17 protein-coding genes are annotated in these 22,334 nt (G+C 65.5%); 8 read left to right on the top strand and 9 right to left on the bottom strand.

What is annotated here, in order from left to right:
• Positions 1-220: 220 nt before the first annotated feature.
• The gene (locus tag MUH00_RS15385) at positions 221-2,200 is read right to left on the bottom strand and encodes a 3-hydroxyacyl-CoA dehydrogenase/enoyl-CoA hydratase family protein (protein WP_247000053.1); all 1,980 of its coding nucleotides are present in this window, start codon (positions 2,198-2,200) and stop codon (positions 221-223) included.
• A gap of 115 nt (positions 2,201-2,315) precedes the next feature.
• Here MUH00_RS15385 and MUH00_RS15380 point away from each other — a divergent pair, with 115 nt between their 5' ends.
• Entirely contained in the window at positions 2,316-3,467 is a 1,152-nt protein-coding gene (locus tag MUH00_RS15380; RefSeq protein ID WP_247000052.1) for an acyl-CoA dehydrogenase family protein, read from the top strand.
• Positions 3,468-3,729: 262 nt separating this feature from the next.
• On the opposite strand, the gene MUH00_RS15375 is transcribed toward MUH00_RS15380, so the two are convergent.
• Positions 3,730-4,227 (bottom strand): hypothetical protein, encoded by a 498-nt coding sequence (locus MUH00_RS15375; RefSeq protein ID WP_247000051.1) that lies wholly within the window; start codon positions 4,225-4,227, stop codon positions 3,730-3,732.
• A gap of 87 nt (positions 4,228-4,314) precedes the next feature.
• Positions 4,315-6,120 (bottom strand): gamma-glutamyltransferase, encoded by a 1,806-nt coding sequence (gene ggt, locus MUH00_RS15370; RefSeq protein ID WP_247000050.1) that lies wholly within the window; start codon positions 6,118-6,120, stop codon positions 4,315-4,317.
• A gap of 179 nt (positions 6,121-6,299) precedes the next feature.
• Here ggt and MUH00_RS15365 point away from each other — a divergent pair, with 179 nt between their 5' ends.
• The 3 genes from MUH00_RS15365 (at position 6,300) to MUH00_RS15355 (ending at position 10,529) form a co-directional block, all read left to right on the top strand.
• Positions 6,300-7,061, top strand: a complete 762-nt coding sequence (locus MUH00_RS15365) for a helix-turn-helix domain-containing protein (RefSeq protein ID WP_247000049.1) — start codon at positions 6,300-6,302, stop codon at positions 7,059-7,061.
• A 130-nt stretch (positions 7,062-7,191) separates the two neighbouring features.
• Positions 7,192-9,807 carry a heavy metal translocating P-type ATPase gene (locus MUH00_RS15360; protein WP_247000048.1) on the top strand — a complete coding sequence of 872 codons (2,616 nt, stop codon included), beginning with the start codon at positions 7,192-7,194 and terminating at the stop codon, positions 9,805-9,807.
• 143 nt (positions 9,808-9,950) lie between these two features.
• Positions 9,951-10,529: a hypothetical protein gene (locus tag MUH00_RS15355; protein WP_247000046.1), complete on the top strand. Its 579-nt coding sequence runs from the start codon at positions 9,951-9,953 to the stop codon at positions 10,527-10,529.
• Between the two features lie 66 nt (positions 10,530-10,595).
• Here the strand turns inward: MUH00_RS15355 and MUH00_RS15350 are convergent, their stop codons facing one another.
• The 6 genes from MUH00_RS15350 to MUH00_RS15320 form a co-directional block, all read right to left on the bottom strand.
• Positions 10,596-11,123 carry a metal-dependent hydrolase gene (locus MUH00_RS15350; RefSeq protein WP_247000045.1) on the bottom strand — a complete coding sequence of 176 codons (528 nt, stop codon included), beginning with the start codon at positions 11,121-11,123 and terminating at the stop codon, positions 10,596-10,598.
• 178 nt (positions 11,124-11,301) lie between these two features.
• Positions 11,302-11,913 carry a DNA-3-methyladenine glycosylase family protein gene (locus MUH00_RS15345; protein WP_247000043.1) on the bottom strand — a complete coding sequence of 204 codons (612 nt, stop codon included), beginning with the start codon at positions 11,911-11,913 and terminating at the stop codon, positions 11,302-11,304.
• A gap of 539 nt (positions 11,914-12,452) precedes the next feature.
• Positions 12,453-14,639 carry a catalase/peroxidase HPI gene (gene katG / locus MUH00_RS15335; RefSeq protein WP_247000041.1) on the bottom strand — a complete coding sequence of 729 codons (2,187 nt, stop codon included), beginning with the start codon at positions 14,637-14,639 and terminating at the stop codon, positions 12,453-12,455.
• 510 nt (positions 14,640-15,149) lie between these two features.
• Positions 15,150-16,490, bottom strand: coding sequence for a RimK family alpha-L-glutamate ligase (locus MUH00_RS15330; protein WP_247000039.1), 1,341 nt, complete (start codon positions 16,488-16,490; stop codon positions 15,150-15,152).
• A gap of 145 nt (positions 16,491-16,635) precedes the next feature.
• Positions 16,636-18,105, bottom strand: coding sequence for an oligosaccharide flippase family protein (locus tag MUH00_RS15325; protein ID WP_247000037.1), 1,470 nt, complete (start codon positions 18,103-18,105; stop codon positions 16,636-16,638).
• 318 nt (positions 18,106-18,423) lie between these two features.
• Entirely contained in the window at positions 18,424-19,176 is a 753-nt protein-coding gene (locus MUH00_RS15320) for a GNAT family N-acetyltransferase (RefSeq protein WP_247000027.1), read from the bottom strand.
• Between the two features lie 200 nt (positions 19,177-19,376).
• Between MUH00_RS15320 and MUH00_RS15315 the strand changes: the two genes are divergently transcribed.
• From MUH00_RS15315 to MUH00_RS15300, 4 genes are all read left to right on the top strand, one after another.
• Positions 19,377-20,492, top strand: a complete 1,116-nt coding sequence (locus MUH00_RS15315; protein ID WP_247000025.1) for a succinylglutamate desuccinylase/aspartoacylase family protein — start codon at positions 19,377-19,379, stop codon at positions 20,490-20,492.
• Positions 20,493-20,674: 182 nt separating this feature from the next.
• The gene (gene sdhC / locus MUH00_RS15310; protein ID WP_247000023.1) at positions 20,675-21,103 is read left to right on the top strand and encodes a succinate dehydrogenase, cytochrome b556 subunit; all 429 of its coding nucleotides are present in this window, start codon (positions 20,675-20,677) and stop codon (positions 21,101-21,103) included.
• Positions 21,103-21,468, top strand: a complete 366-nt coding sequence (locus tag MUH00_RS15305) for a succinate dehydrogenase/fumarate reductase transmembrane subunit (RefSeq protein ID WP_247000021.1) — start codon at positions 21,103-21,105, stop codon at positions 21,466-21,468. The genes sdhC and MUH00_RS15305 overlap by 1 nt, the downstream gene beginning before the upstream one ends.
• A 1-nt stretch (position 21,469) precedes the next feature.
• Positions 21,470-22,333 carry a succinate dehydrogenase/fumarate reductase iron-sulfur subunit gene (locus MUH00_RS15300; RefSeq protein WP_247000019.1) on the top strand — a complete coding sequence of 288 codons (864 nt, stop codon included), beginning with the start codon at positions 21,470-21,472 and terminating at the stop codon, positions 22,331-22,333.
• Position 22,334 lies beyond the last annotated feature (1 nt).

The following is a 22,334-nucleotide window of genomic DNA, read 5'->3' as shown; positions in this document are numbered from 1 at the left end:
GATGGGCAACCTATCGCGTCGGGGAACGTGCCGGATTCGGAACCGCCGTCACCTCGACGACTTCCGCCTCGAGTTCGAATCCGGCCATCTGCGAGTTGCTATCGCCTGTCGGTGCGATCGATCGTCGGGAACCCGATTCACGACCCGTCAGGCAACTTCGCCGCGCGTGACGGTACGGTGACACCCCTCCGGACGGAGCCGATCCTCCAAGCGGTTCCGGTCACTTGCCTTCGAATTCGGGCTCGCTGTCGCCCATGAACGCGGTGATCCCCTCCATCAGGTCGTCGGTCGCCATCAGCTGGCCGAACGCGGCGGCCTCGTACTCGAGTCCGGCGTCGGTGTCGTGGCGGCCGGCGAGCATCGCGCGCTTGGTGTACTTGGTCGCGATCGGCGGTCCGCCGGCGAGGTCGGCGGCGAGGTCGAACGCGGCGTCTTCGAGCTCGTCGTTGTTGACGACCTCCTTGACGAAGTCGAACCGTTCCATCTCCGTGGCCTCGTAGCGCTCCGCGGTGAGGATGATCTCCTTGGCCGGCCCCTCACCGATCACGTTGGCGAGCCGCTGGGTGCCGCCCCAGCCGGGGATCAGGCCGAGGTTGAGTTCGGGTTGGCCGAATTCGGAGCGCTCGCTGGCGACGCGAATGTCGGCGCAGGTCGCCAGCTCCATCCCGCCGCCGAGACAGTAGCCGTCGATTCCGGCGACGACCGGCAGCTCGGACGCTTCGAGTTTGCCAAAGACCTCCTGGCCCTTCTTCGAGAGCTCGACGCCGCCGAGCGGATCTGCGCCGCCGGCGGCCATACTCTGAACGTCGGCGCCGGCCGAGAACGCTTTCTCGCCCTCGCCGGTGAGGAGGATCGCGCGAACCTCGTCGTCGTCTTCCAGGAGATCGATCGCCTCGGAGAGTTCCTCGAGAAGGTCGTCGCTGATCGTGTTCATGCGGTGGGGACGATCGATGACGACGTGGCCGACCATCTCGCCCGGATACTCGACGCGGATCGTATCGAACTCGACGCCGGCCTCGTCGTCCGCGTCGGGCTCGTAGAACGAGCCGATCTCCTCGGCGCGCTCTCGGAGGTAATCGGCGGGCTCGTAGCGCTCGTGGCCGCTCTTCTCGTGGGCCTCCTCGAGCGTCTCGAGGGCGTTCCCGAGGCCGAACTCGTCGACCACCTTGACGGGGCCGTCGGGGAAGCCGGCGCCGAGCTGCGTCGCTTCGTCGATCGACTCCGGCGGGGCGACGTCGCCGCCGATCAGCTTGGCGGCCTCGTTGGCCATCGACGCGATCAGGCGCTTCTCGACCAGTTCGGACTGCTCGTCGGTCGGGATCTTGGCGCCCTCGCCGTCCTCGTAGTCGTAGAAACCCTTGCCGGTCTTCTTGCCGAGTTCCTCGTTCTCGACTTTCTCCTCGAGCAGCGGACACGGCTCGTAGGCGTCGCCGAGCACCTCGTGCAGGTAGTCGAGCACGTGGTAGCTGACGTCGTTGCCGACCTGGTCGCCCAGCTCGAAACTCCCCATCGGTAGCCCCATCCCATACTTCGTCGTGGAGTCGACCTCGGCGATCGTGGCCTCGTTCTCGTGGACGAGCCAGCAGGCCTCGTTCATCAGGGGCACGAGGATGCGGTTGACGATGAAGCCCGGCGAGTCCTTGTGGACGCGCACGGGCGACTTGCCGAAGTCCTCGGCGAGGTCCTCGATCACCTCGAGCGTCTCCTCGTCGGTCTCGGCCCCGGAGATGACTTCGACCAGCTGCATCCGCACCGGCGGGTTGAAAAAGTGCATACCACAGAACCGCTCGGGGCGTTCGGTCACTCCCGCGAGTTCCGTGATCGAGAGGCTGGAGGTGTTCGTCGCGAAGATCGCGCGGTCGGGTGCGACCTCCTCGAGTTCCTCGTAGACGTCCTTCTTGATCTCCATCTTCTCCGGGACGGCCTCGATGACGACGTCGGCGTTCCCGCAGGCCTCCTCCATGTCGACCAGCGGCGTCACGCGATCGAGCGCCGCGTCGGCTTCCTCCTGGCTGAGCTGGTCGCTCTCGGCCAGTTTGCCGAGCGACCACTCAATCGACTCGTAGCCGTTCTGGACGAACTCGTCTTTGATATCGCGCATGTTCACGTCGTAGCCGGCGATCGCCGCGACCTCCGCGATACCGTGACCCATGTTCCCCGCTCCGAGAACTGCGATGGTGTTGATATCTTCCAGCTCCATGGTCACGTATGCTATCGCAACCTCTTTCAACGTTTCCCTCATCGATCGAAGAAACTACATTTAGGTTTATATCTGGTTACAAAGGATTTTACCGGAGGAATGGTAACGAACATCTATGGAATTCGGTCTCTCCGAAGAGCAGCAACAGATCCGCGACGAAGTCAAGCGGTTCGCGGAAAACGAGATCGTGCCCGTCGCCGAGGAGTACGACACGGAAGAGAAGTATCCGCACGACGTGGTCGAGAAGGCTGCGGAGATGGGGCTCACCGGCGCGTATATCCCGATCGAGTACGGCGGCGCCGGCTACTCCATCCTCGACACCGCGATCATCACGGAGGAGTTGTTCTCCTACGACCCCGGCATCGCGCTCTCGATCGTCTCGACGTCGTTCGGGACCGAAGCCATCCTCCGATTCGGGACGGAAGACCAGAAGGAACGGTTCCTCGAACCCGTCGCGATGGGCGAGAAGATCTCCGGCGCCGCGATCTCCGAACCCGACACCGGGTCGGACGTCTCGTCGGTTTCGACCCGCGCCGAGAAGGACGGCGACGAGTGGGTGATCAACGGCAACAAGATGTGGATCACCAACGGCAGCGTCGGCGACTTCTTCGTCGTGCTCTGTAAGACCAATCCGGATGCCCAGGGTCGGTACAACGGCTTCAGTCAGATCGTCGTCGAGTCCGATCGGGACGGCTTCTCGGCCGAGAAGATCACCGGGAAACTCGGCATCCGCGCCTCCGACACCGCCGAACTCATCTTCGACGACGTCCGCGTACCCGAGGAAAACCTCATCGGCACCGAAGACGCCGCGTTCATGCAGCAGATGCAGTTCTTCGACGAGACTCGAACGGCGGTCGCCGCGCAGGGCGTCGGCATCGCGAAGGGCGCGACCCGGGCCGCCCTCGAGTACGCCCAGGACCGCGAGCAGTTCGGCAAGTCGATCAGCGAGTTCCAGGCGATCCAGCACAAACTCGCCGAGATGGCCACCCAGACCGAAGCCGCGCGCAACCTGACCTACAAGGCCGCCTGGAACGTCGACGAGGAGAACGACATCACCAAACTCGCCTCGATGGCCAAGGAGTTCGCCTCCCGCGTCGCGGTCGAGGTCGCCGACGAGGCCGTCCAGATCCACGGCGGCGCCGGCTACGTTAACGACTTCCCCGTCGAGCGACTCTACCGCGACGCCAAGATCACCCAGATCTACGAGGGCACCACCGAGATCCAGAAGAACATCATCGCCCGCGAACTGCTCGGCAAAGGCTTCTAGAGCCGGAATTTCCCCTGAGAATTTCACGTTGCGTTCTTGCGATCCGACGGCAGCATAGCTGCCACGCGGGGTGTTGTCACTCGGTGAAATTTCGATCAAAAGCTACGGAAGACGGCCCTGCTCACGTCGTTCGCAGGCTGCGCCTTCCGAGCCTTCGTTCGCTCCGCTCACGAAGACGCTTCTCCCTCCGTTCCGGCCCGCGTAGCGGGCCTCCACATCAGTCGTCGGCCCACTCGTATCTGAGGCGTTTCGTTCACAACTCTCAACTGTTCCAATCGGAGTCCGAATCCGAATCGCCGTCGTCGGAATCCGAATCCGTATCTCCGTCGTCAGAATCCGAATCCGTATCTCCGTCGTCGGTATCGGAATCAGTGTCCCCGTCGTCGCTGTCCGAGTCCGTGTCGCCGTCGTCCCGATCCGTATCCGAATCGGTATCCGTATCGCCGCCACCGGATGTCCTCGCGCGATCGACCGCCGGCGCGTACTCCTGGGTGGCCGGCGCCCGATCCCTCCGGTCGGGCTCCGTCACTGCCGGCGACGTCCGTCCCTCGGGCACGGCGTCGGCGTCGAAGACGTACAGCACGACGGGCGGGAGGACGTAGGCGCCGATCGCGAGCGCCGCGAACCACGGGTCGACGAAGACGAGGATGCCGAAGATCGTCAGGGCGGCGGCGGCGGCGGCGTGGATCGGCGTGGTCGTGTACCGTCGGTAGAACGACCAGAAGCCGCGGAGTCGTCCGTCGACCGTCGGTGACGCCATCAAAGCGACGTACGTTCCCCGGAGGGAAATCCGTTAGTGCGCGTCGGCCCCGGTTGCCCGGGGACCGATTACGACCGAGCGCGACTCTCAGTCCCGATCGGGTCCGCATCCGCCACCGCTGCCGGGTCGATCGAGGCCGACGGCCTGGCCGGCGCGGTTCGGATCGGCCGCGCCGGTGAATTCGTCCTCGCCGATGTCGATGACCTGGACGTTTCCAAGGGTGCTGGGTTCGTCGTCCCAGTCCTGCCCCCACGCCGTGGTGGTGTCGCGGGCCGCCGCCGGGACGCCCTCGTCCCAGCCGATCCCGCCGCAGTAGTGGGTGTAGATGTTCGGCTCCGTGACCGCCTCCAGCGGGCCGAGTCCGTAGACGTACCGGTACAGGATCGTCTGCAGCGTCGTGGAGATGATCGACCAGCCGCCGGGCGACCCGGCGGTGAACTCCGGCTCGCCGTCGCGCAGGACCAGCATCGGACTCATGCTGCTCAGCGGACGCTTCCAGGCGTTCGGCTGGTTCGCGCCGCCCGGCGCGAAGTCGAAGTCCGTGAGCTCGTTGTTGATCATAAATCCGCGACCGGGGACCATCTTGCCCGAGCCCATGAACTGCTCGATCGTCGAGGTATAGGAGACCGCGTTGCCCCAGCGATCGACGACCGAGAAGTGGGTCGTCTGCCCGTCGTCGTGGATTTCCCCCGGATTGCCGCCGCCGAAGCAGCCCTCGGTGTCGTCCATGACCGATCGGCCCAGTTCGATCAGGTCCGCGCGCTCCTGCAGGTACTCGTCCGAGAGCAGTTCGTCGATCGGGACGTCGACGAACTCGGGGTCGCCCATGTGCTCCATCCGATCGCCCCACGCGACGATCGTCGCCTCGGCGATCAGGTGGTACAGCTCCGGCGATCGGAGCTCGTACTCGTCGATACCGAGGAACTCGAGCATCCGGAGGATCATCGCCACGACCGACGGGCCGGAGCTCGGGAGCGGCTGCCCGACGAGTTCGACGCCGCGCCACTCCTTGCGGACCGGCTCGTCGAGGGTCACATCGTACTCTGCGAGGTCGTCCGCGTCGACGGCGCGCTCTGGGTCGCGGGCGTGGCGCTGGATCTCGGCCGCGAGATCCTCGGCGATCGGTCCCTCGTAGAACGCGTCGGCTCCGTCGCGTTTGATGCATTCGAGGGTCCCGGCGAGATCCGGATTGGTCATCGTGTCGCTCTCTTCGTAGAGGGCGCCGTTCTCGTCGGTGAAGACGTCGAGGGCCGCCTCGTTGAACTTCGCTGCGTTGGTCGCGATCTGCTCGGCGAGGAACCAGTCGACCGTAAAGCCGTCGCGGGCCAGTTTGATCGCCGGGTTGATCAACCGTTGTCGGGATTTGCTGCCGTACAGGTCGCGCGCCGTCTCGAGCCCTTTTACCGTTCCGGGTGCGCCCATCGCCTCGCCGGTCTGGATCGCCTGGTCGAAGGGGATCTCGTCCCCCTGGTTGTCGAGGAACATGTCCGGCGTCGCCCCCTGCGAGGCGCGCTCGCGGCTGTTGACGACGTCGACCGAATCCGACTCGGCGTCGTAGACGACCATGAACCCGCCGCCGCCGATCCCCGAGCCGTGCGGTTGCGTGACGGTCAGGACGTACTGGAGCGCGATCGCGGCGTCGATCGCGTTCCCGCCCTCCCGGAGAATTCGCGCCGCGACGCCGCCGGCGATCGGATCGACCGTCGAGACCATCCCGCCCGCGGCGGTCACCTCCTGCCCGCAGGTGAACTGCGGGTGATCGCAACTGAAGCCGGGGACGTCGGTGACCTCCTGATACTCCCGAGCCGCGGTCGCCGGGGCCGATCCGACCGCGATCGCGCCGGCCGTCGTTCCGGTGAGCGCGAGGAATCGCCGACGATCGATCCCCGGCATGTTTCCGCCGTTTACGCCGTTTCCGCGTTTTCGTTCCCCGTCCGACGAGTTGTATCTTCCCGGCATAAGTCACGAACAAGGTACTGACATGCAGCAATGAATATCCCGTCAGATTTCAGGGCCTGAAAACGACCTCGCGAACCGGGAACCCTATTCCGCGCGACCGCGTATTCGCTCGTATGAGAGAATTCGTCTTCGCCCTCGAGTACGAACCCGGGACGAACCCCGTCGCCGACGTGCTCGCGGACCACCCGGACACGACGATCCGATCGCTGTCGTGTCACGTCACGAGCGACAGCCTCTGGCGGGTCGATCACGCCACCGGCTCCGAGCAGGCGCTCGCGGAACTCGAAGCCGCGTACGAGACGGCCGACTACTTCGCGGACTGTCTCGTCAAGGACGACTGCGGCGCCGACTGCGAGGTGCAGGTGCTCGATCGATCGAACGGGACGCTGGTCGTCTACACCTACTGGGAGCGGACGAACGTCTGCACGTCGGTTCCCCACGTCGCGCTCGAGTACCTCGGCGAGGGCCTCCTGTTCGAGACCTACCGCGAGGGGCGGCGCTACCGCTGGCGGATCGTCCTCGGCAGCGACGCGCCGATCCACGAGTTCTTCGACGCCCTCGGCGAGGAAGTCGGCGAGTGTACGGGCATCGAGATGCTGCGGGTGACGGAACTCGATCCCGATCGAAACCGTCCGGAGTCCGAGGGAGAGTTACCGGACGAACAGCGCGAGGCGCTGCGAGCGGCCGTCGAACGCGGCTACTACGAGACGCCGCGCCGGATCGAACTCTCCGACCTCGCCGACGAACTCGACGTGCCGCGATCGACCCTCTCCTACCGGCTCCGGCGGGCCGAGGCCAGCCTCGCGTCGACGTTCGTCGCGGAGGACGCATCGATCGAAACGCTGACCGCTCCCTCCGAAACCGCGGGGATCTGATCGCGATCGAATCGAGCCGGCTCGGTCGCGCCGAAGTCCGTTCGGTCCGGGACGACCCCATTCCGAACGGGCGCCGGATTTGGCGTGCGCCAAATAATCCGTATGGGTCCCGGGCTACTACTGGTTCGTAATGACTGCGTCTACTCCCTCATCTCCCGATACGCCGCCCGACGCGGCCCGGACACTCGAGTTGCGCGTCCCGGAGATGGACTGTCCCTCCTGCGCCGGCAAGGTGACGAACAGCGTCGAGCGACTCGACGGGATCGACGACATCGACGCGCAGGTGACCAGCGGCCGCCTCGTCGTCGCGTACGACCCGACCCGCGCCTCCGAGGCCGAGATCCGCGATCGGGTCCGCGCGGCCGGCTACGCGATCGACGACGCGGAATCGGAACTGACGGTTTCGGTTCCGGAGATGGACTGCGCCTCCTGTGCGAATAAGGTCGAGAACGCCCTCGCGAGCGTCGACGGCGTCCGCGAGATCGAGGCTCGCCCGACGTCTGGCCGCGTCACCGTCACCGTCTCCGAGGAGACCGGCCCCGAAGCGGTCGTCGACGCGATCGGCTCCGCCGGCTACGACGCGACGCCGGTGAGCGACGAGCGCGACTCGATTGGCGATCAGGACCCGGTCTGGAAGAGCCGCCGCGCCGTCTCGACCGGCGTCGGCGCCGTCCTCCTGAGCGTCGGCCTGGTGCTCGAATACCTGCTTCCGGCCGCCGATCCGACGCTGTTCGCCGCGATCGGTCGCACCTACGATCTCTCCGCGATACTGTTCGTCGCGGCCGCGGCGATCGCCGGGGCGCCGATCCTGCGAAACGGCTACTACTCGGCGCGAAATCGGAGTCTCGACATCGACTTCCTGATGAGCGCCGGCATCGTCGCGAGCGTGGCGGCTCACCACCCCTTCGAGGGCGCGACGCTCGCGGTGCTGTTCAGCGTCGCCGAGTTGCTCGAGCGATTCTCGATGGACCGCGCGCGCGACTCGCTGCGGGAGTTGATGGACCTCTCGCCGGACACGGCGACCGTCAAGCGCGACGACGGAACCGAGGAGACGGTGCCCGTCGAGACGCTCGAGCGCGGCGACGTCGTCGTCGTTCGACCCGGCGACAAAATTCCCGCGGACGGCACGGTTCTGGAAGGCGAAAGCGCGATCGACCAGTCGCCGATCACCGGCGAGAGCGTCCCCGCCGACAAGGCGGTCGGCGACGAGGTGTACGCCGGGACGATCCCCGAGTCGGGCTACCTCGAAGTCGAGGTCGAGAGCGAGGCCGACGACTCGACGATCGCCCGGATCGTCCGCATGGTCGAGGACGCCGAACGCGAGAAGACCGAGCGCGAGCAGTTCGTCGATCGGTTCGCGAACGTGTACACGCCGATCGTGGTCGCGCTCGCCGTGGGTTTCGCCGTCGTGCCGCCCCTGCTGGGGGCGTCCTGGAACTACTGGTTCATCGTCGGCTTGACCCTCCTCGTCATCGCCTGCCCCTGTGCGTTCGTCATCTCGACGCCGGTCAGCGTCGTCTCGGGGATCACGAGCGCCGCCCGTAACGGCGTCCTGATCAAGGGCGGTCGCCACCTCGAGGCGATCGCCGAGAGCAACGTCCTCGCCGTGGACAAGACGGGAACGCTCACCGAGGGCGACCTCTCGGTGACCGACGTCATCCCGCTCGAGGGCGCCGACGAGGAGACCGTCCTCCGCCGGGCGAGCGCCGTCGAACGTCGCAGCGAACACCCGATCGGGCAGGCGATCGTCGGCTACGCCGAGAAGCGGGGCGTCGCTGTCGCCGAGTTCGACGTCTCGAACTTCGAGGCGCTGACGGGCAAGGGCGTTCGCGCCGACGTCGACGGGCGAACCCACTACGTCGGCAAGCCGGACCTGTTCGACGGGCTCGCGGATCTCGAACACGCGCACGCGACCACCGACGGCGGTACGTCGCTCGCCGAACTCGGGTACGACGGGCAAGATCGGCCGCAGTGCGATCGCGAGGGCTGTCTGGACGTTCTGTCGGAGGTCGTCCCCGATCTCGAGGCCGAGGGCAAGACCGTCGTGATCGTCGGCACCGAGGACGGGCCGATCGGCGTCGTCGGCGTCGCCGACCGAGTCCGCCCCGACGCGAAGTGGGCCGTCTCGCGGCTGCAGGCCCAGGGCGTTCGCGTGGTGATGCTCACCGGCGACAACGAGGGAACCGCCCGCGCGATCGCGGCCGACGTCGGCATCGATGAGTACCACGCCGAACTGCTCCCCGACGAGAAGCTCGAGTGGATCGATCGGCTGGAGCGCCGGACCGACGACGGACGGGATGGCGACGATCGGGAGGGTCGCGTCGCGATGGTCGGCGACGGCATCAACGACGCGCCGGCGCTCGCGAGCGCCTCGGTCGGCATCGCGATGGGTGCTGCCGGGACCGATACCGCGCTGGAGACGGCCGACGTCGCGCTCATGGGCGACGACCTCACCAGACTACCCTACCTCTATGACCTCTCGCGGACGGCGAACGACGTCATCCGCCAGAACATCTGGTCGAGCCTGGCGGTCAAGGCCGTCCTCGCTGCTGGGGCCCCGCTCGGTATCGTGACGGTGATCCACGCGGTCGTCATCGGCGATATGGGGATGAGCCTCGGCGTGACGGGCAACGCGATGCGGCTCGCGCACGTGGACCCGGAGGTTCCCGATCGGTTCGAAAAACGGGACGAAGAGCGGTGCTGTTCGGACTCGCACTGCGCGAGAAACGAGTCGAGCCCCCGATAGTAGCCGTCGGTATCCCGGAGGAATTCTCCGAATCTGTAGGTAAGGTAGAGACTCCCGAGCGTGCCGCCCGCCGCACCGTGATCCACGGGTTCGGCGTCATCCTTAGATACAGTTCCGCACCTATGTGAATGTGATCACACCACATGAGCCACAACAGCGAACGGCAGTTGGAGCCTCGGACGATCGAAGGTGTCGAAGCGCTCGTCAGCACCGACTCCGGCGAGATCGTTCTCGACGTCCCGGCGGCGAACCCGCGCTACATCCGCATCGAAGAGGGCGATACGGTCCAGGAGGGTGATATCCGCGCGCGAACGGCGGAGGAACTCGCGTCCGGGTCACTCAGGAAGTGGACGATCGAGACGATCGGGCCGACGACGGTCATCGGGACGGAGCGAGAAACTGGCGAGCGCCGCGAGTGGGACCGCGAGTCGCTCGAACGAAAGCTCGCAACGGGGGGGCTCAGCACGAACCTCACGGATTTCGAGCGGGTGAACGTGAGCGGACAGTCGGACGTGGACGACGTGACGGTGACCGCCTACGGAAACGACAGCCGAAAGTTCACCCAGACGTACCGCCCCGTCGATAGCGACGGTGACGGGACCGAACGCCGCCTCGAACTGACGGAACCCGACGAGCGCGTTGAGACGTTCGACCCCGACCTGCGCGGGCGGTTCGATCGCGCGGTCGAACTCGCGCTGCGAAACGACGGGTACGCGATCTGACTCGCCGGTTCCGTTTTCCGCGCTCCCCTCGGCGGTGCGCGCTACTCGCGGCGGCTTCGGATAGCGCTATCCTTGGACCGCGCGCCGGATCGATTCGAGTCCCGGTCGACCGTCCCGCCACCACAGCGCGACGCCGGCGACGAGAACGATCGCTTCGAGCCACAGCGTCGTAACCTCGACACCCGCGAGGGTTCCGAGCACTTTCGTTCCCGTGTACGGTGGCATCGGCGTGATCGGCCAGAGCAGGAAGCCGAGTTCGCGGTAATCGCCGGCGAGCACGTGCCACGGAACGTCCGTCGCGACGTGGGAGCAGTAGCCGATCGCGAACGCGACGCCGAGCCGATCGTGTCCGCGACGCCGTGCGAGCAGCCAGACCGCGACGACCGCGGGAATCGCGAACAGCAGCGAGTGGCCGACAGTTCGACCGACGTCGACCGCGCCGAGCAGCCAGGGCGGTTTGTCGATCAGGTCCGGGACTGTGGCGCCAAGCGCGGCGACCATCGCGGGCGCCGACGCGGGCGCCTCTCCCCGATCGAGGCGCACGTAGGCCGCGTAGCAGACGTATCCGACGACGGGATGGACGATCGGCTGCATCCGCTCTCCGGTACCGGCGCCACCGTGCTAAATTCAGCGCCTGAGACCGAGTACCGACCCGGAACTCATCGGCGCCCAGCGTTCGCTCGCGGAACGCAAGTTCTGGACCCTTGACGATCTCGCGGCGTCGGACGGCGACGTCACGCCGCGCGAACCCCTCGGCGGTCTCGGCGTTCGGTCAGCCTTCGTACTCGGCCCAGATGTACCGCGACGCGAGGCTTCGGTGCGGCCGCCACGGCTCGGCGATCTCGCGCATCTCCGCCCGGGTCAGTTCCTCGCCCTCGTTGTACAGCCGTTCGATGCCGCGGCGGATCGCGAGGTCGCCGAGCGGGAGCACGTCGGGCCGCTGCAGGACGAACATGAGGTACATACGGGCGGTCCAGGCGCCGATTCCCTTGATATCCGTGAGTTCGGCGATCACCTCGTCGTTCGTGTAGTCGGCAAGCCCCTCGCGCGTGAGATCGCGCTCCTGGAACGCGAAAGCGGCGTTTCGAACGTAGTCGACTTTCGTCCGGGAGAGTCCCGCGTCCAGCAACTCGCCTCGCGGTGCAACGAGGATCGACTCCGGGGTGACGATGCCGTCGAGCGTTTCGAACACGCGATCGCGGACGGCGGCCGCGCTGGCCGTTGACAACTGCTGGTTGATGATCGACACGCAAAGGCGCTCGAACTCGTTCTCGACCGGTTCGAGCGGATGGGGATCGTGACGATCGATGACGGTAGCCATCACGGGGTCCTCCCGAAGGATGGTTTCCGGATCGTTCCGGACGGCGGGGTCGGGGTCAGCCATCGTGACAGTAACTCGGTCCGACCGACCAAAAGGACGTTGATAGGCGATGCGAGTCGAGATTTCCGAGTCCCGAAGCGGCGGTGTCGACTGCAGAGCCGCGGAGTGATCCCCGGACGTCGACCGTGCCAGCGCGCGATGGCGAACGACACACCACCGGCCGACGCGTGCGAACCGGAACGGCGACGGATGACCACCGACCCCGAACGGATCAGGGAGTGGGCCGAAGTGCGTGCCACCGTTCGTCCGGATTCGCGGCGGCGAAGGCCCGGCCACTCGTTCGCTCGCGCGGATCTCGGTCGGGACGAGTTCGAGGATTCACTCCGGCGGGGCGAGACCGTGACGACCGAACCGTCGAGACGCAGGTCGTCCAAACGCTGATCGTCGAACGGGACCCGATCGAGAGCGAGATGGTCGAGTCGGCCGTCGTCGACGATCGACCCGCTGTCGATGCCGAGGGCGTTGCGAGACCGGATCGGGGACCGTGGCTACGTTCCACCGAGACGTCGGACGCGGCTATCGATCCGGACGCTCGGCTGCGATCACTCGAGGTCGAAGCGATCGTTGGTCATCACCTTGTGCCACGTATCCACGAAGTCCTGTACGAACTGCTCCTCACTGTCGTCGGACCCGTAGACTTCCGCGATGGCTCGGAGCCGGGCGTTCGAACCGAAGACGAGGTCGACGCGGGTCGCCGCCCACTCGACTTCGCCCGTGTCGCGGTCGCGCACCTCGTAGATGTCGTGGGCGTCCGCGGGCGCCTCCCACCCCACGATGTCCTGGGTGTCCTCGGCGTCTTCGGCGGCCTCCCACTCGTAGTCCATGTCGAGCAGGTTCACGAAGAAATCGTTGGTCAGCGTCTCCGGCCGGTAGGTGAAGACGCCGAGCTCCGACCCCTTGTAGTTCGCGCCCAATGCGCGCATGCCGCCGACCAGCACCGTCATCTCGTCGGCCGTCAGGTCCAGGAGGTCGGCCTTGTCCACCAGCAACTCCTCCGCCGAACGGTCGTGGTCGTCGCCGAGGTAGTTGCGGAACCCGTCGGCCTTCGGCTTGAGCGCCTCGAAGGACTCGACGTCGGTCTGTTCCTGCGTGGCGTCGGTGCGGCCCGGTTCGAACGGGATCTCTACGTCGTACCCGGCGTCCGCCGCGGCCTTCTCGACGGCCGCGTTGCCGGCCAGCACGATCAGGTCGGCCAGCGAGACCCGAACGTCGTCGGATCGGGTGCCGTTGAAGTCCTCCTGAATCGCTTCCAGCGTCGAAAGCGCCGTCTCCAGCTGGTCCGGTTCGTTCACTTCCCAGCTCTTCTGCGGCTCGAGGCGAAGGCGAGCGCCGTTCGCGCCGCCGCGCTTGTCGCTGTCGCGGTACGTCGACGCCGACGCCCAGGCGGTTTTAACCAACTGGGAGACGGACAGGTCCGACGCGATGATCCGCTCTTTAAGTTCGGCGGTTTGCTCGTCGCCGATCAGGTCGTAGTCGGCGTCGGGGATGGGGTCCTGCCAGGTCATCTCCTCGTCCGGAACTTCCGAGCCGAGGAACCGCTCCGACGGGCCCATGTCGCGGTGGATCAGCTTGTACCAGGCCTTCGCGAACGCCTCCTGGAACTCGTCCGGGTTCTGCTGGAAGCGCTCGATGATCTCCCGGTAGTCGGGATCCCGCTTGAGCGCGACGTCCGTCGTCAGCATCATCACGTCTTCGTTCGCCGACGGGTCTTCGGCGCCCGGTGCGGCGCCGTCGAGTTCGCCGTCCTTCGCGGTCCACTGCCACGCACCGCCGGGGCCCCTCTCCGGCTCCCACTCGTACTCGAGCAGGTTGTTGAGGTAGCCCAGGTCCCACTGGGTCGGCGTGGCGTTCCACGGCCCCTCGATTCCGCTGGTGATCGTGTCGGCCCCTTTGCCGGAGCCGTGGCTGCTCTCCCAGCCGAGACCCTGCTGGTCGATCGAGGCCGCCTCGGGATCGGGACCGACGTGCTCGTCGGGATCGCCGGAACCGTGGACCTTCCCGAACGTGTGTCCGCCGGCGATGAGCGCGGCCGTTTCCTCGTCGTTCATCGCCATGCGACCGAACGACTCTCGGATCCGTTCCGCCGACCACTCCGGATCCGGCTCGCCGTTCGGACCCTCCGGATTCACGTAGATGAGGCCCATCACGGTGGCGGCGAGTCCCTCCCGAAGGGTATCCTTCTCGTCGAAGCGGTCGGACGCTTCCCACTCGGTTTCGGGACCCCAGTCGACGGCCTCGCTCGGCTCGAATTCGTCCTCGCGCCCGCCGGCGAAGCCGAACGTCTCGAATCCCATCGACTCGAGGGCGACGTTCCCGGCCAGGACGATCAGGTCGGCCCACGAGAGTTTGCGGCCGTACTTCTGTTTGACCGGCCAGAGCAGCCGTCGCGCTTTGTCGAGGTTCGCGTTGTCGGGCCAACTGTTGAGGGGCGCGAAGCGCTGCGTGCCGCCGGACGCGCCGCCGCGTCCGTCGCTGGTGCGGTACGTGCCGGCACTGTGCCACGCCATTCGAATGAAGAGCGGCCCGTAGTGGCCGTAGTCCGCCGGCCACCACTCCTCCGACGTCGTCATCACCTCTTCGATGTCCGCCTTCACTTCCTCGAGGTCGAGCTTCTGGAACTCCTCGGCGTAATCGAACTCCTCGCCCATCGGACTGACGCTGCTAGCGTTCTGATCGAGAACCTCCAGGTTCAGCCTGTTCGGCCACCAGCCTCGGTTTGACCGGGTCATCAACGGGATATTACCGCTTTCTCCTATTAAGATTTCCTAATCCGATGAGGAAGTCTTCGTTTCAGGCCAAGCAATTTTCTCCTATTGTAAATTTTCTTCAGTAGCGTGTTCGCGCCGTCTATTCGACACGGCCGCTGTAATCCGTCTCTCGTCGCGGGTTTCAACGAGGTTGACCGCGCTCCCTATTCGAGGGCGCAGATGGTGTCAGTCAACGGCCCCCTCTGAATCGGTGCTGCGGAAGTTCCGATCGTTCGGCCCGAGTTCGTCGGAGCCGGTCGGGAGCGGCTTCCGTTCCCTCTCGGTTCGGTGAGACGCACCCTGTGGTCACCGAATTCGCGTTTTTTGGGGATTTCGCTGGTCACCGCGATATCGCGCCCGACCGGACGGGAACCGGAACGAGAGAATTGAATGTAATTTACATTCGAAACGATAGATTTTCTATAGCAGCCAAGATAGCTTCCGAAATAGAAAGTCAAATCTCTCAGTCCCGCTCGGGCGTGTCCTCGCCGTTCACTCCTCCTCTTCGGGCGTATCGGGCACGTCCCGATCGACGCGTCGGCTGACGTCGACGCGGTAGTTCTCCAAGATGTCCCGACCCAGAAGGACGGGGTAATCCATGTGGCTGCGATCCTCGACGCTCGCGGTGACGGTGTGCTGGTTGCCGCCGACGCCGACGACGATGTCGACGACGGGGCGGCTCTTGGCGGTCTTTCGGCTGCCGGATTTGACTTTCGTGATCGCTTTGATCGGCCCGGCGCCGATGTCGGCGGCGAGGGACGTGTCGATACTCGTCCGGGTTGCGCCGGTGTCCGATTTGGCGTAGACGGTCGTCGAGCCGCTGGTTCCCGATAGGACGACCTCCTCGGTGTAACCGATGATGGCCGGCTCCTCGTCCGCCGTCGTCATCTCCACCGGGAGCGCCGTCGGCTGGGAGTCGTCGAGCACCGCGGAAAGGTCGCGAACGCGATCGGTATCGACCTCGCCGCCGGCCCGTTCGATCGCCAGTTGGGCGATGTACGGCGCCGGGCTGACCCCCGTCGCCTGGTAGAGGCCCTTGAATCCCGCCGTCGGGTTGACCTCGAGGACGAACCAGCCCTCTTCGCCCTCGACGAGGTCGACCCCAGCGTAATCGAGATCGACGGTGGTGGCGGCGCGCCGAGCCATCTCGCGGGCTTCTTCGGGCAGGTCGTTGGTAGCGTCCTCGACCGACCCGCCGAGTGCGACGTTCGTCCGCCAGTCGTTGTCCGGGGCGTACCGGTACATCGCGCCGATGATCCGGTCGTCGACGACGTAGACCCGGACGTCGCGGTGTCGCGCGTCGTCGCGATCGATGAGTTCCTGCAGGAAGGCGTATCGGTTGCCGACTTTCGCGTTGATCGGTTCGCCGGGGCCGATCTTCCACGTGCCGCCGCCGTGGGTGCCGATCGCCGTCTTGTAAACGGCTTCCTCGCCGTATCGGTCTCGGACGGCGTTCAGGTTCTCGTTACTGAGCGCCAAGGTGACGTCGGGGACTCGGACGTCGTTCGCGGCGAGTGCCGTCGCCGTCGAGAGTTTGTGGAGCGCGGTGAGCACCGCGTCGGGTGCGTTGAGCGTCGGTACCAGTTTCGAAAACGTGTTCGCGAGCCCGAGCTCTTCGGCCGGATGCTCCGTCTTCGAGAGCAACATCCGGTTGGCGATCACGTCGACTTCCGGTTCGATCACGACGCTCCCGTCCGTGACGCTGATCGACGTGTTCTCTGTTCGCAGCCAGGCCGTGTCGTGATCCAGCGCCTCGACGGCGTTGAGGATCGCTTTCGTTTCCTTGCTCGTGTGTAAACTCAGTACCCCCACGGTGACAGAATCGGCGGCCATATCCGATAGAGGGCAACTGTGCGGATAAATATTAGCACTGAACCGCAACCCTGCACCGCGTTTTCGGCCGATTCTACAGTCCGATAGCACGTTCCGATCGAGCCGCCGCTCGGGTCGCGTTACCGCGGATCGCCGCTCGCCCGACTCACGTCACCACCGATCGGACCTGGCTCGGATCGACCAGGCCGCTCGCCACGGCGAGCACCGCCCAGGTGAGCGCGCCGACGCCGATCGCCGCGGCGAGCATCACCACCCCCGAGATCAGCGGCGTCACGAGGAGGACGGCGATCGCCATCACGCCGGTGATGGCGCAGATGAGCCCGATCCGGCGCGCAAGCCGTTCGACCCGCAGCGAGAGTTCGCTGTGGACGATGTAGAGGTTGACCGCGACGTAGAACGTGTGGGTCACGACGGTCGCCGCGGCGGCGCCGACGACGCCGACCGTCGGGATGAGCAGGAGGTTCAGTCCGAAGTTCGCGAGCGACGCCGCTCCCTTCGCGATCGCCCGCGAACGAGCGCGCCCGAGGTAGTCCAATCCGTCGCTCGTCAGGTTCGTGATCGCCATGAGGACGACGAAGCCACAGAGAATCTGCAGGACGGGCACCGCGCCGGCGTAGTCGGCGCCGAACACCATCGTCACGAGCGGGTCGGCGACGATCGCGAGGCCGACCGCGGCCGGGATGTAGAGCAGCATCATCTGTTCGAGCGACGTCTCGTAGATATCCCGCGCCTCCTCGAGCTCGCCCGCCGCCTTCTGCTCGCCGAAGTTCGGCGAGATGGTGAACCCGAGCGCCTGTGCCGGCGCGAGCACGAAGTCCGTGATCTGTTTTCCGAGAGTGTAGAAGGCGACCGCGACGGGCGAGAGGAAGTAGCCGACGAGGACGATGTCGATCCGCTTGTCGATGACGTTGGCGCTCCGCGTGGCCGTCAGCGGTACGCTGTACTCGAGCAGCCGTCGCGCGAGGCCCTCCTCGTACTCGTCCGCCGGTTCGTACTCGCGGTAGAACTCGAGATAGAGGATAGTCAGGCCGACGGCGGCCGCGATCGCGTAGCCGACGATGTAGCCGAAGAACGCGCCGAGCGCGCCGAGTCCGAGCAGGGCGAACGAGACGGCGAAGATCAGCCGCGAGGCGCCGCTGATCGCCTGGACGGTCGCGCTGTAACCGAGATGGTTGAATCCCTGGAACGAGATCTGCGTGTAGGTGCTAAACGAGAAGGCGACGACGTAGAGGACGCCGGCCGCGAGAAACGGCGCGACCTGCTCGTCGCGCAGCAGGGTCGCGATCTCCTCGTGAAACCCGAGCAACACGCCGACCACGATCGTGAGCACGACGAGTTTGAACGCGATCGTCGACCGGATCAGGTGCGGAATCTGTCCCGGGTCCGCTTCGCGGTACTCCGAGATGTACCGCGCCGCGGACTTGCCCACCCCGAGATCCGCGAACAGCTGGATGATCGCGAGGATTCCGATCGCCCAGTAGAGCGCCCCATAGGCGTCGGGCTCGAGCAGGTACCGCGCCAGTAGAAACATCAGTAGCCCGCTCGAAACCATGTACACGGCTCGAGCGACGAACGTTGCCTTGAACCCGCGAACGATGTGCTCAGCTCTATTCATTCGAATGGAATCGACGACGTCTGAACGCCCGCACGCTCCCGTCAACGGTGCCGCCGAGGGAGTGGTCGGGAGCGGCTGGCCGGGCGAGAGCGATCGACTGTCGATGGAGCCGTCGTACCCGAACGGTCGACCGAGTGGTCAATTGTAATGCAGAGGACAACGGCCGGCCGACGACTGTAGCCCCAGCGAAACGGTCGGTAGCGGGACTCAACAGCAGCCGAAATGGTCAATTACACCTGAATTCAACGGGGTGCTGACCGAACCGTCGAGGCGAAAACGAGCGGGGTGTGAACGGCACCGGTAGCGAAGGCCGCCCCTTCAGAGGTAGGACGCGTCCCACCGGGTTCCCTTCCGGCGGTTGCCGCAGGTGTTACACTGGATGCGACCCATGGTGTCCATCGCGTTCTCGAGCGAATCGCAGTTGCCGCAGAACCAGCCGTAGCGTTCGGACGCGTCCAGCGTCTCGTAGGCGGCGTAGAACGGCGATTTGGAGCCGCGGGCGGCTTCACTGTAGCTGACGTAGATCGTTTCGCCGTCGAGTTCGAGTTCGTCGACCGCTCCCCACTCCTCGCCGCTTTCGATCTCCCCTTCGACGTAGACGTTCTCGGTGAACGTCTCGTCGCCGATCTCGACCTCGCGCCGGCTGGCGCGTTCGAAGCCGTGGTCCGCGTAGAACCCGTTGCCGCCCTCGTTGTCCTCCAGGACGAACCCTTGTATCCGATCGGCTCCCGAATCGAGGAGTTTCTCGCGGGTCCGAACCAGCAGCCGCACGCCGGTTCCCGCGCCGCGGTGGTCGGGATCGACGTGGAGCCAGAGGATCTGACCGGTTCGGCGGCGCTCGCCGACGAGTTCGCTCTGGGAGAAGGCGACCGGTTCGCCCTCGCGCTCGACGAGCAGAAAGAGCGTCTGATCGGCCTCGATCGCGTCGATCAACTCGTCGCCGTACCACTGTTCGATCGCGTCCTCGATCGTCTCCTCGTCGAGAAAGTCGGTGTACGTGGAGTTCAGCGAACCGCGGGCGATCGAGCGGATGTCGTCGACGTCCGTCTCCGTTGCTTCCCGTATTTCCATGAGCCAGTATAGCACGGCATGGTACTAAACGTATGCCCAGGGGGACAAAATCGCCCCCGTCGCGCTCGGGCGGTCGGAAACGACTTCGCCCCGGATCGCGGAGACGGCGAGTTGCCGCCGCCGACCGGCGATCGCGGGCCCGGCGTCACCGGAATCGCCGGGGGGAGAAGATTCACATTACTGCCGCCGGAGACTGGTATATGAGCGACACGCCCGACGACCCTCCCGACGATCGATCCGATCCCGGCGACTCCGACCCGATTGCGGACGCGTTTACGTACAACGGCGGCCGGGTCGACCCCGGTGAGTCGGCGAACATCCGCTACGGAATCAGCGAAACCTACCTCGGCGATCCCGTCCGGATTCCGGTCACGGTGATAAACGGCGAACACCCCGGGCCGACCGTGTTCCTCTCCGCGGCGGCCCACGGCGACGAACTGAACGGGATCGAAGTCGTCCGCGAGGTGGCCCACGACTGGGATCACTCGGAGCTCCACGGGACGCTCATCTGTCTGCCGGTGATGAACGTTCCGGGCTTTCTCGCCCAGGAGCGCTACCTCCCCATCTACGATCGCGACCTCAACCGATCGTTCCCGGGCCGGGAAGGCTCGACGAGCGCGAGGCGGATGGCCCACCGGATCTTCACGAACTTCATCGAACCCTGCGATATCGGCGTCGACTTCCATACCTCCACGCGCGGGCGAACCAACATGCTTCACGTCAGGGCGAACGTCGAGAATCCGACGGTCAACCGACTCGCCCACGCGTTCAGTTCGAACGTCATCATCGCCGGCGAGGGGCCGTCGGGGACGCTCCGGCGCGAGGCGACCGCCGCCGGCGTCCCGACGATCACGGTCGAGATGGGCGAGGCTCACCGGTTCCAGCGCAGCCTGATCGATCGGGCGCTGACCGGCGTCGCGAGCATCCTCGCGGAGTTCGGCCTCCACCCGGATTCGTCGGTCCACTGGCCGGGCTGGCGGACCGTGATCTACGACGACGACGAGAAGACCTGGCTCCGCGCGGACGCGGGCGGCATCGTCGACATGAAACGCGGTCGCGGCGCGCTCGTCGACGAGGGCGACGTGATCTGTACGATCACCAACCCGTTCAAGGAAGAAGACGACATCGTCACCGTCGAAGCGCCGTTCACCGGGCTGATCGTCGGCGTCCTCGAGAATCCCGTCGTCTATCCGGGGAACCCGCTCTGTCACCTCGTCGGCCTCTCGCCGGATACGCTGACGGCCCTCGAGCGCGAGCGCCGACCGCAACAGTCGCAGACGCGACTCGAAAACGGCGGTCCCGAGTCGTTCGCTTGAGAGCGGTTCGTCGGTCCGTCCCGAGAGAGCTGAATTGATTTGTGTCCGGCCCGAACCCGATCGGGTTCGGAGCCGGACGAGAAACTATCGGGATTCGAGTACTCTTTTCCGGAAGGGAACGGAACTGCGAGACGGCAAAAGTAACTTCTATACCGTCACGGTCAAACGATCCACATGAGCGTATGAGTCAGTCTTACAATCGCGGCCTCATCGAGGACTTCGGTCGGTGGAAGGAGTTCTCGGCCGGGATGTGGGCGTGGATCTTCCACAAGTTCACCGGGTGGATGCTGATCGGCTACCTGTTTACCCACATCGCGGTGCTGAGTACAGCTATCGGCGCGGCGAGCCAGGGCGATGGGATGATCGCAGCGGAGACGGATATGTACACGACGACGATCCAGGGCCTCGAAGAGCTCTTTATCGTCCGCATCCTCGAGGTCGGCCTGCTCGCGGTGGCCGTCTTCCATATTCTGAACGGCCTTCGCCTGTTGATGATCGACCTCGGCGTCGGACTCGACGCACAGGACAAGAGCTTCTACGCCTCGCTGGTCCTGACGGGTGCGATCACCGTCGCCAGCGTGCCGACGTTCCTGGTCGGGGTGAGCATCTAATGGCCGAGCGCTACTCTTCGTTCACGCCCGGCGGAACCGCGTGGTTCCTCCAGCGGATCACGGCGGCGTTTCTGGTCGTCACTCTCGCCTTCCACTTCTTCCAGTTGCACTTCGTCACCCACGCGGCGGACGTAACCTTTGCAGGCACGCAGCTCCGAATGGAGAACGTTGGATACTTCCTGACGATGGTGTTGTTCCTGATCGCCGCCGCCTTCCACGGCGTCAACGGCGTCTACAACGCGCTGGTCAACCAGGGACTGGACGGCACGCAAAAGAAGGTCGTCCTGGCGGTATTAGTCATCGCCGGCGTCGCACTCGTCGGACAGGGTATCTACGTCGCGATCGCTATGGCAGGGTGGAGCTAACATGAGCACGCAACAACCCGAAACCCAGGAAGCACCGGAAGACCCGGAGATGAAGGGCGCGAAGTCTCCGGTCGACGAACGAGAGCGGGAAGGCGGGATGGTCGACCAGACGGCGGTCGATCGTTCCGACCTCGAGGGGGAGACGGTCCACATCAAGGTGTTCCGGTACGACCCCGAGGTCGCGGACAAGCAGGAGCCCCGCTTCGACGATTTCTACGTACCGTTCGAGAAAGGGATGACGGTCCTCGACGCGGTCATGTACGCCCGCGACGAGTATGACTCGTCGCTGACGTTCCGTCACTCCTGTCGACAGGCCGTCTGCGGCTCCGACGCCTTCTTCGTCAACGGCAAGCAGCGGCTGGGTTGTAAGACCCAGATCGCGGACCTCGAACAGCCGGTTCGGATCGAACCGCTGCCACACCAGGAGGTCGTAAAGGACCTGGTCGTCGACATGGACCATTTCTACGACCAGATGCACGCCGTCGAGCCGTACTTCCAGCAGGAGGACCTTCCCGAGGGCGACCTCGAAGAGCAGCGCCAGTCGCGGGAGAACCGCGAGAAGGTCAAGATGTCGACGCGCTGTATCTGGTGTGCCTCCTGCGTTTCCTCCTGTAACATCGCGGCCGGCGACAACGAGTACCTGGGCCCGGCGGCGATCAACAAGGCCTACCGGTTCGCGATGGACGAGCGCGAGGACGACGAGATCAAAGAGCACCGACTCCGCATCTTGGAGCAAGAACACGGCGTCTGGCGGTGTCAGACTCAGTTCTCCTGCACCGAGGTGTGCCCGAAGGACATTCCCCTCACCGAGCACATTCAGGAGCTCAAGCGTGAGGCCGTGAAGAAGAACCTGAAATTCTGGTAAC

The sequence above is a fragment of the Halosolutus gelatinilyticus genome (assembly GCF_023028105.1).
In the GTDB taxonomy this organism is placed as follows: Archaea; Halobacteriota; Halobacteria; order Halobacteriales; family Natrialbaceae; genus Halosolutus; species Halosolutus gelatinilyticus.
This window is presented reverse-complemented; position numbering and strand designations above follow the sequence as displayed.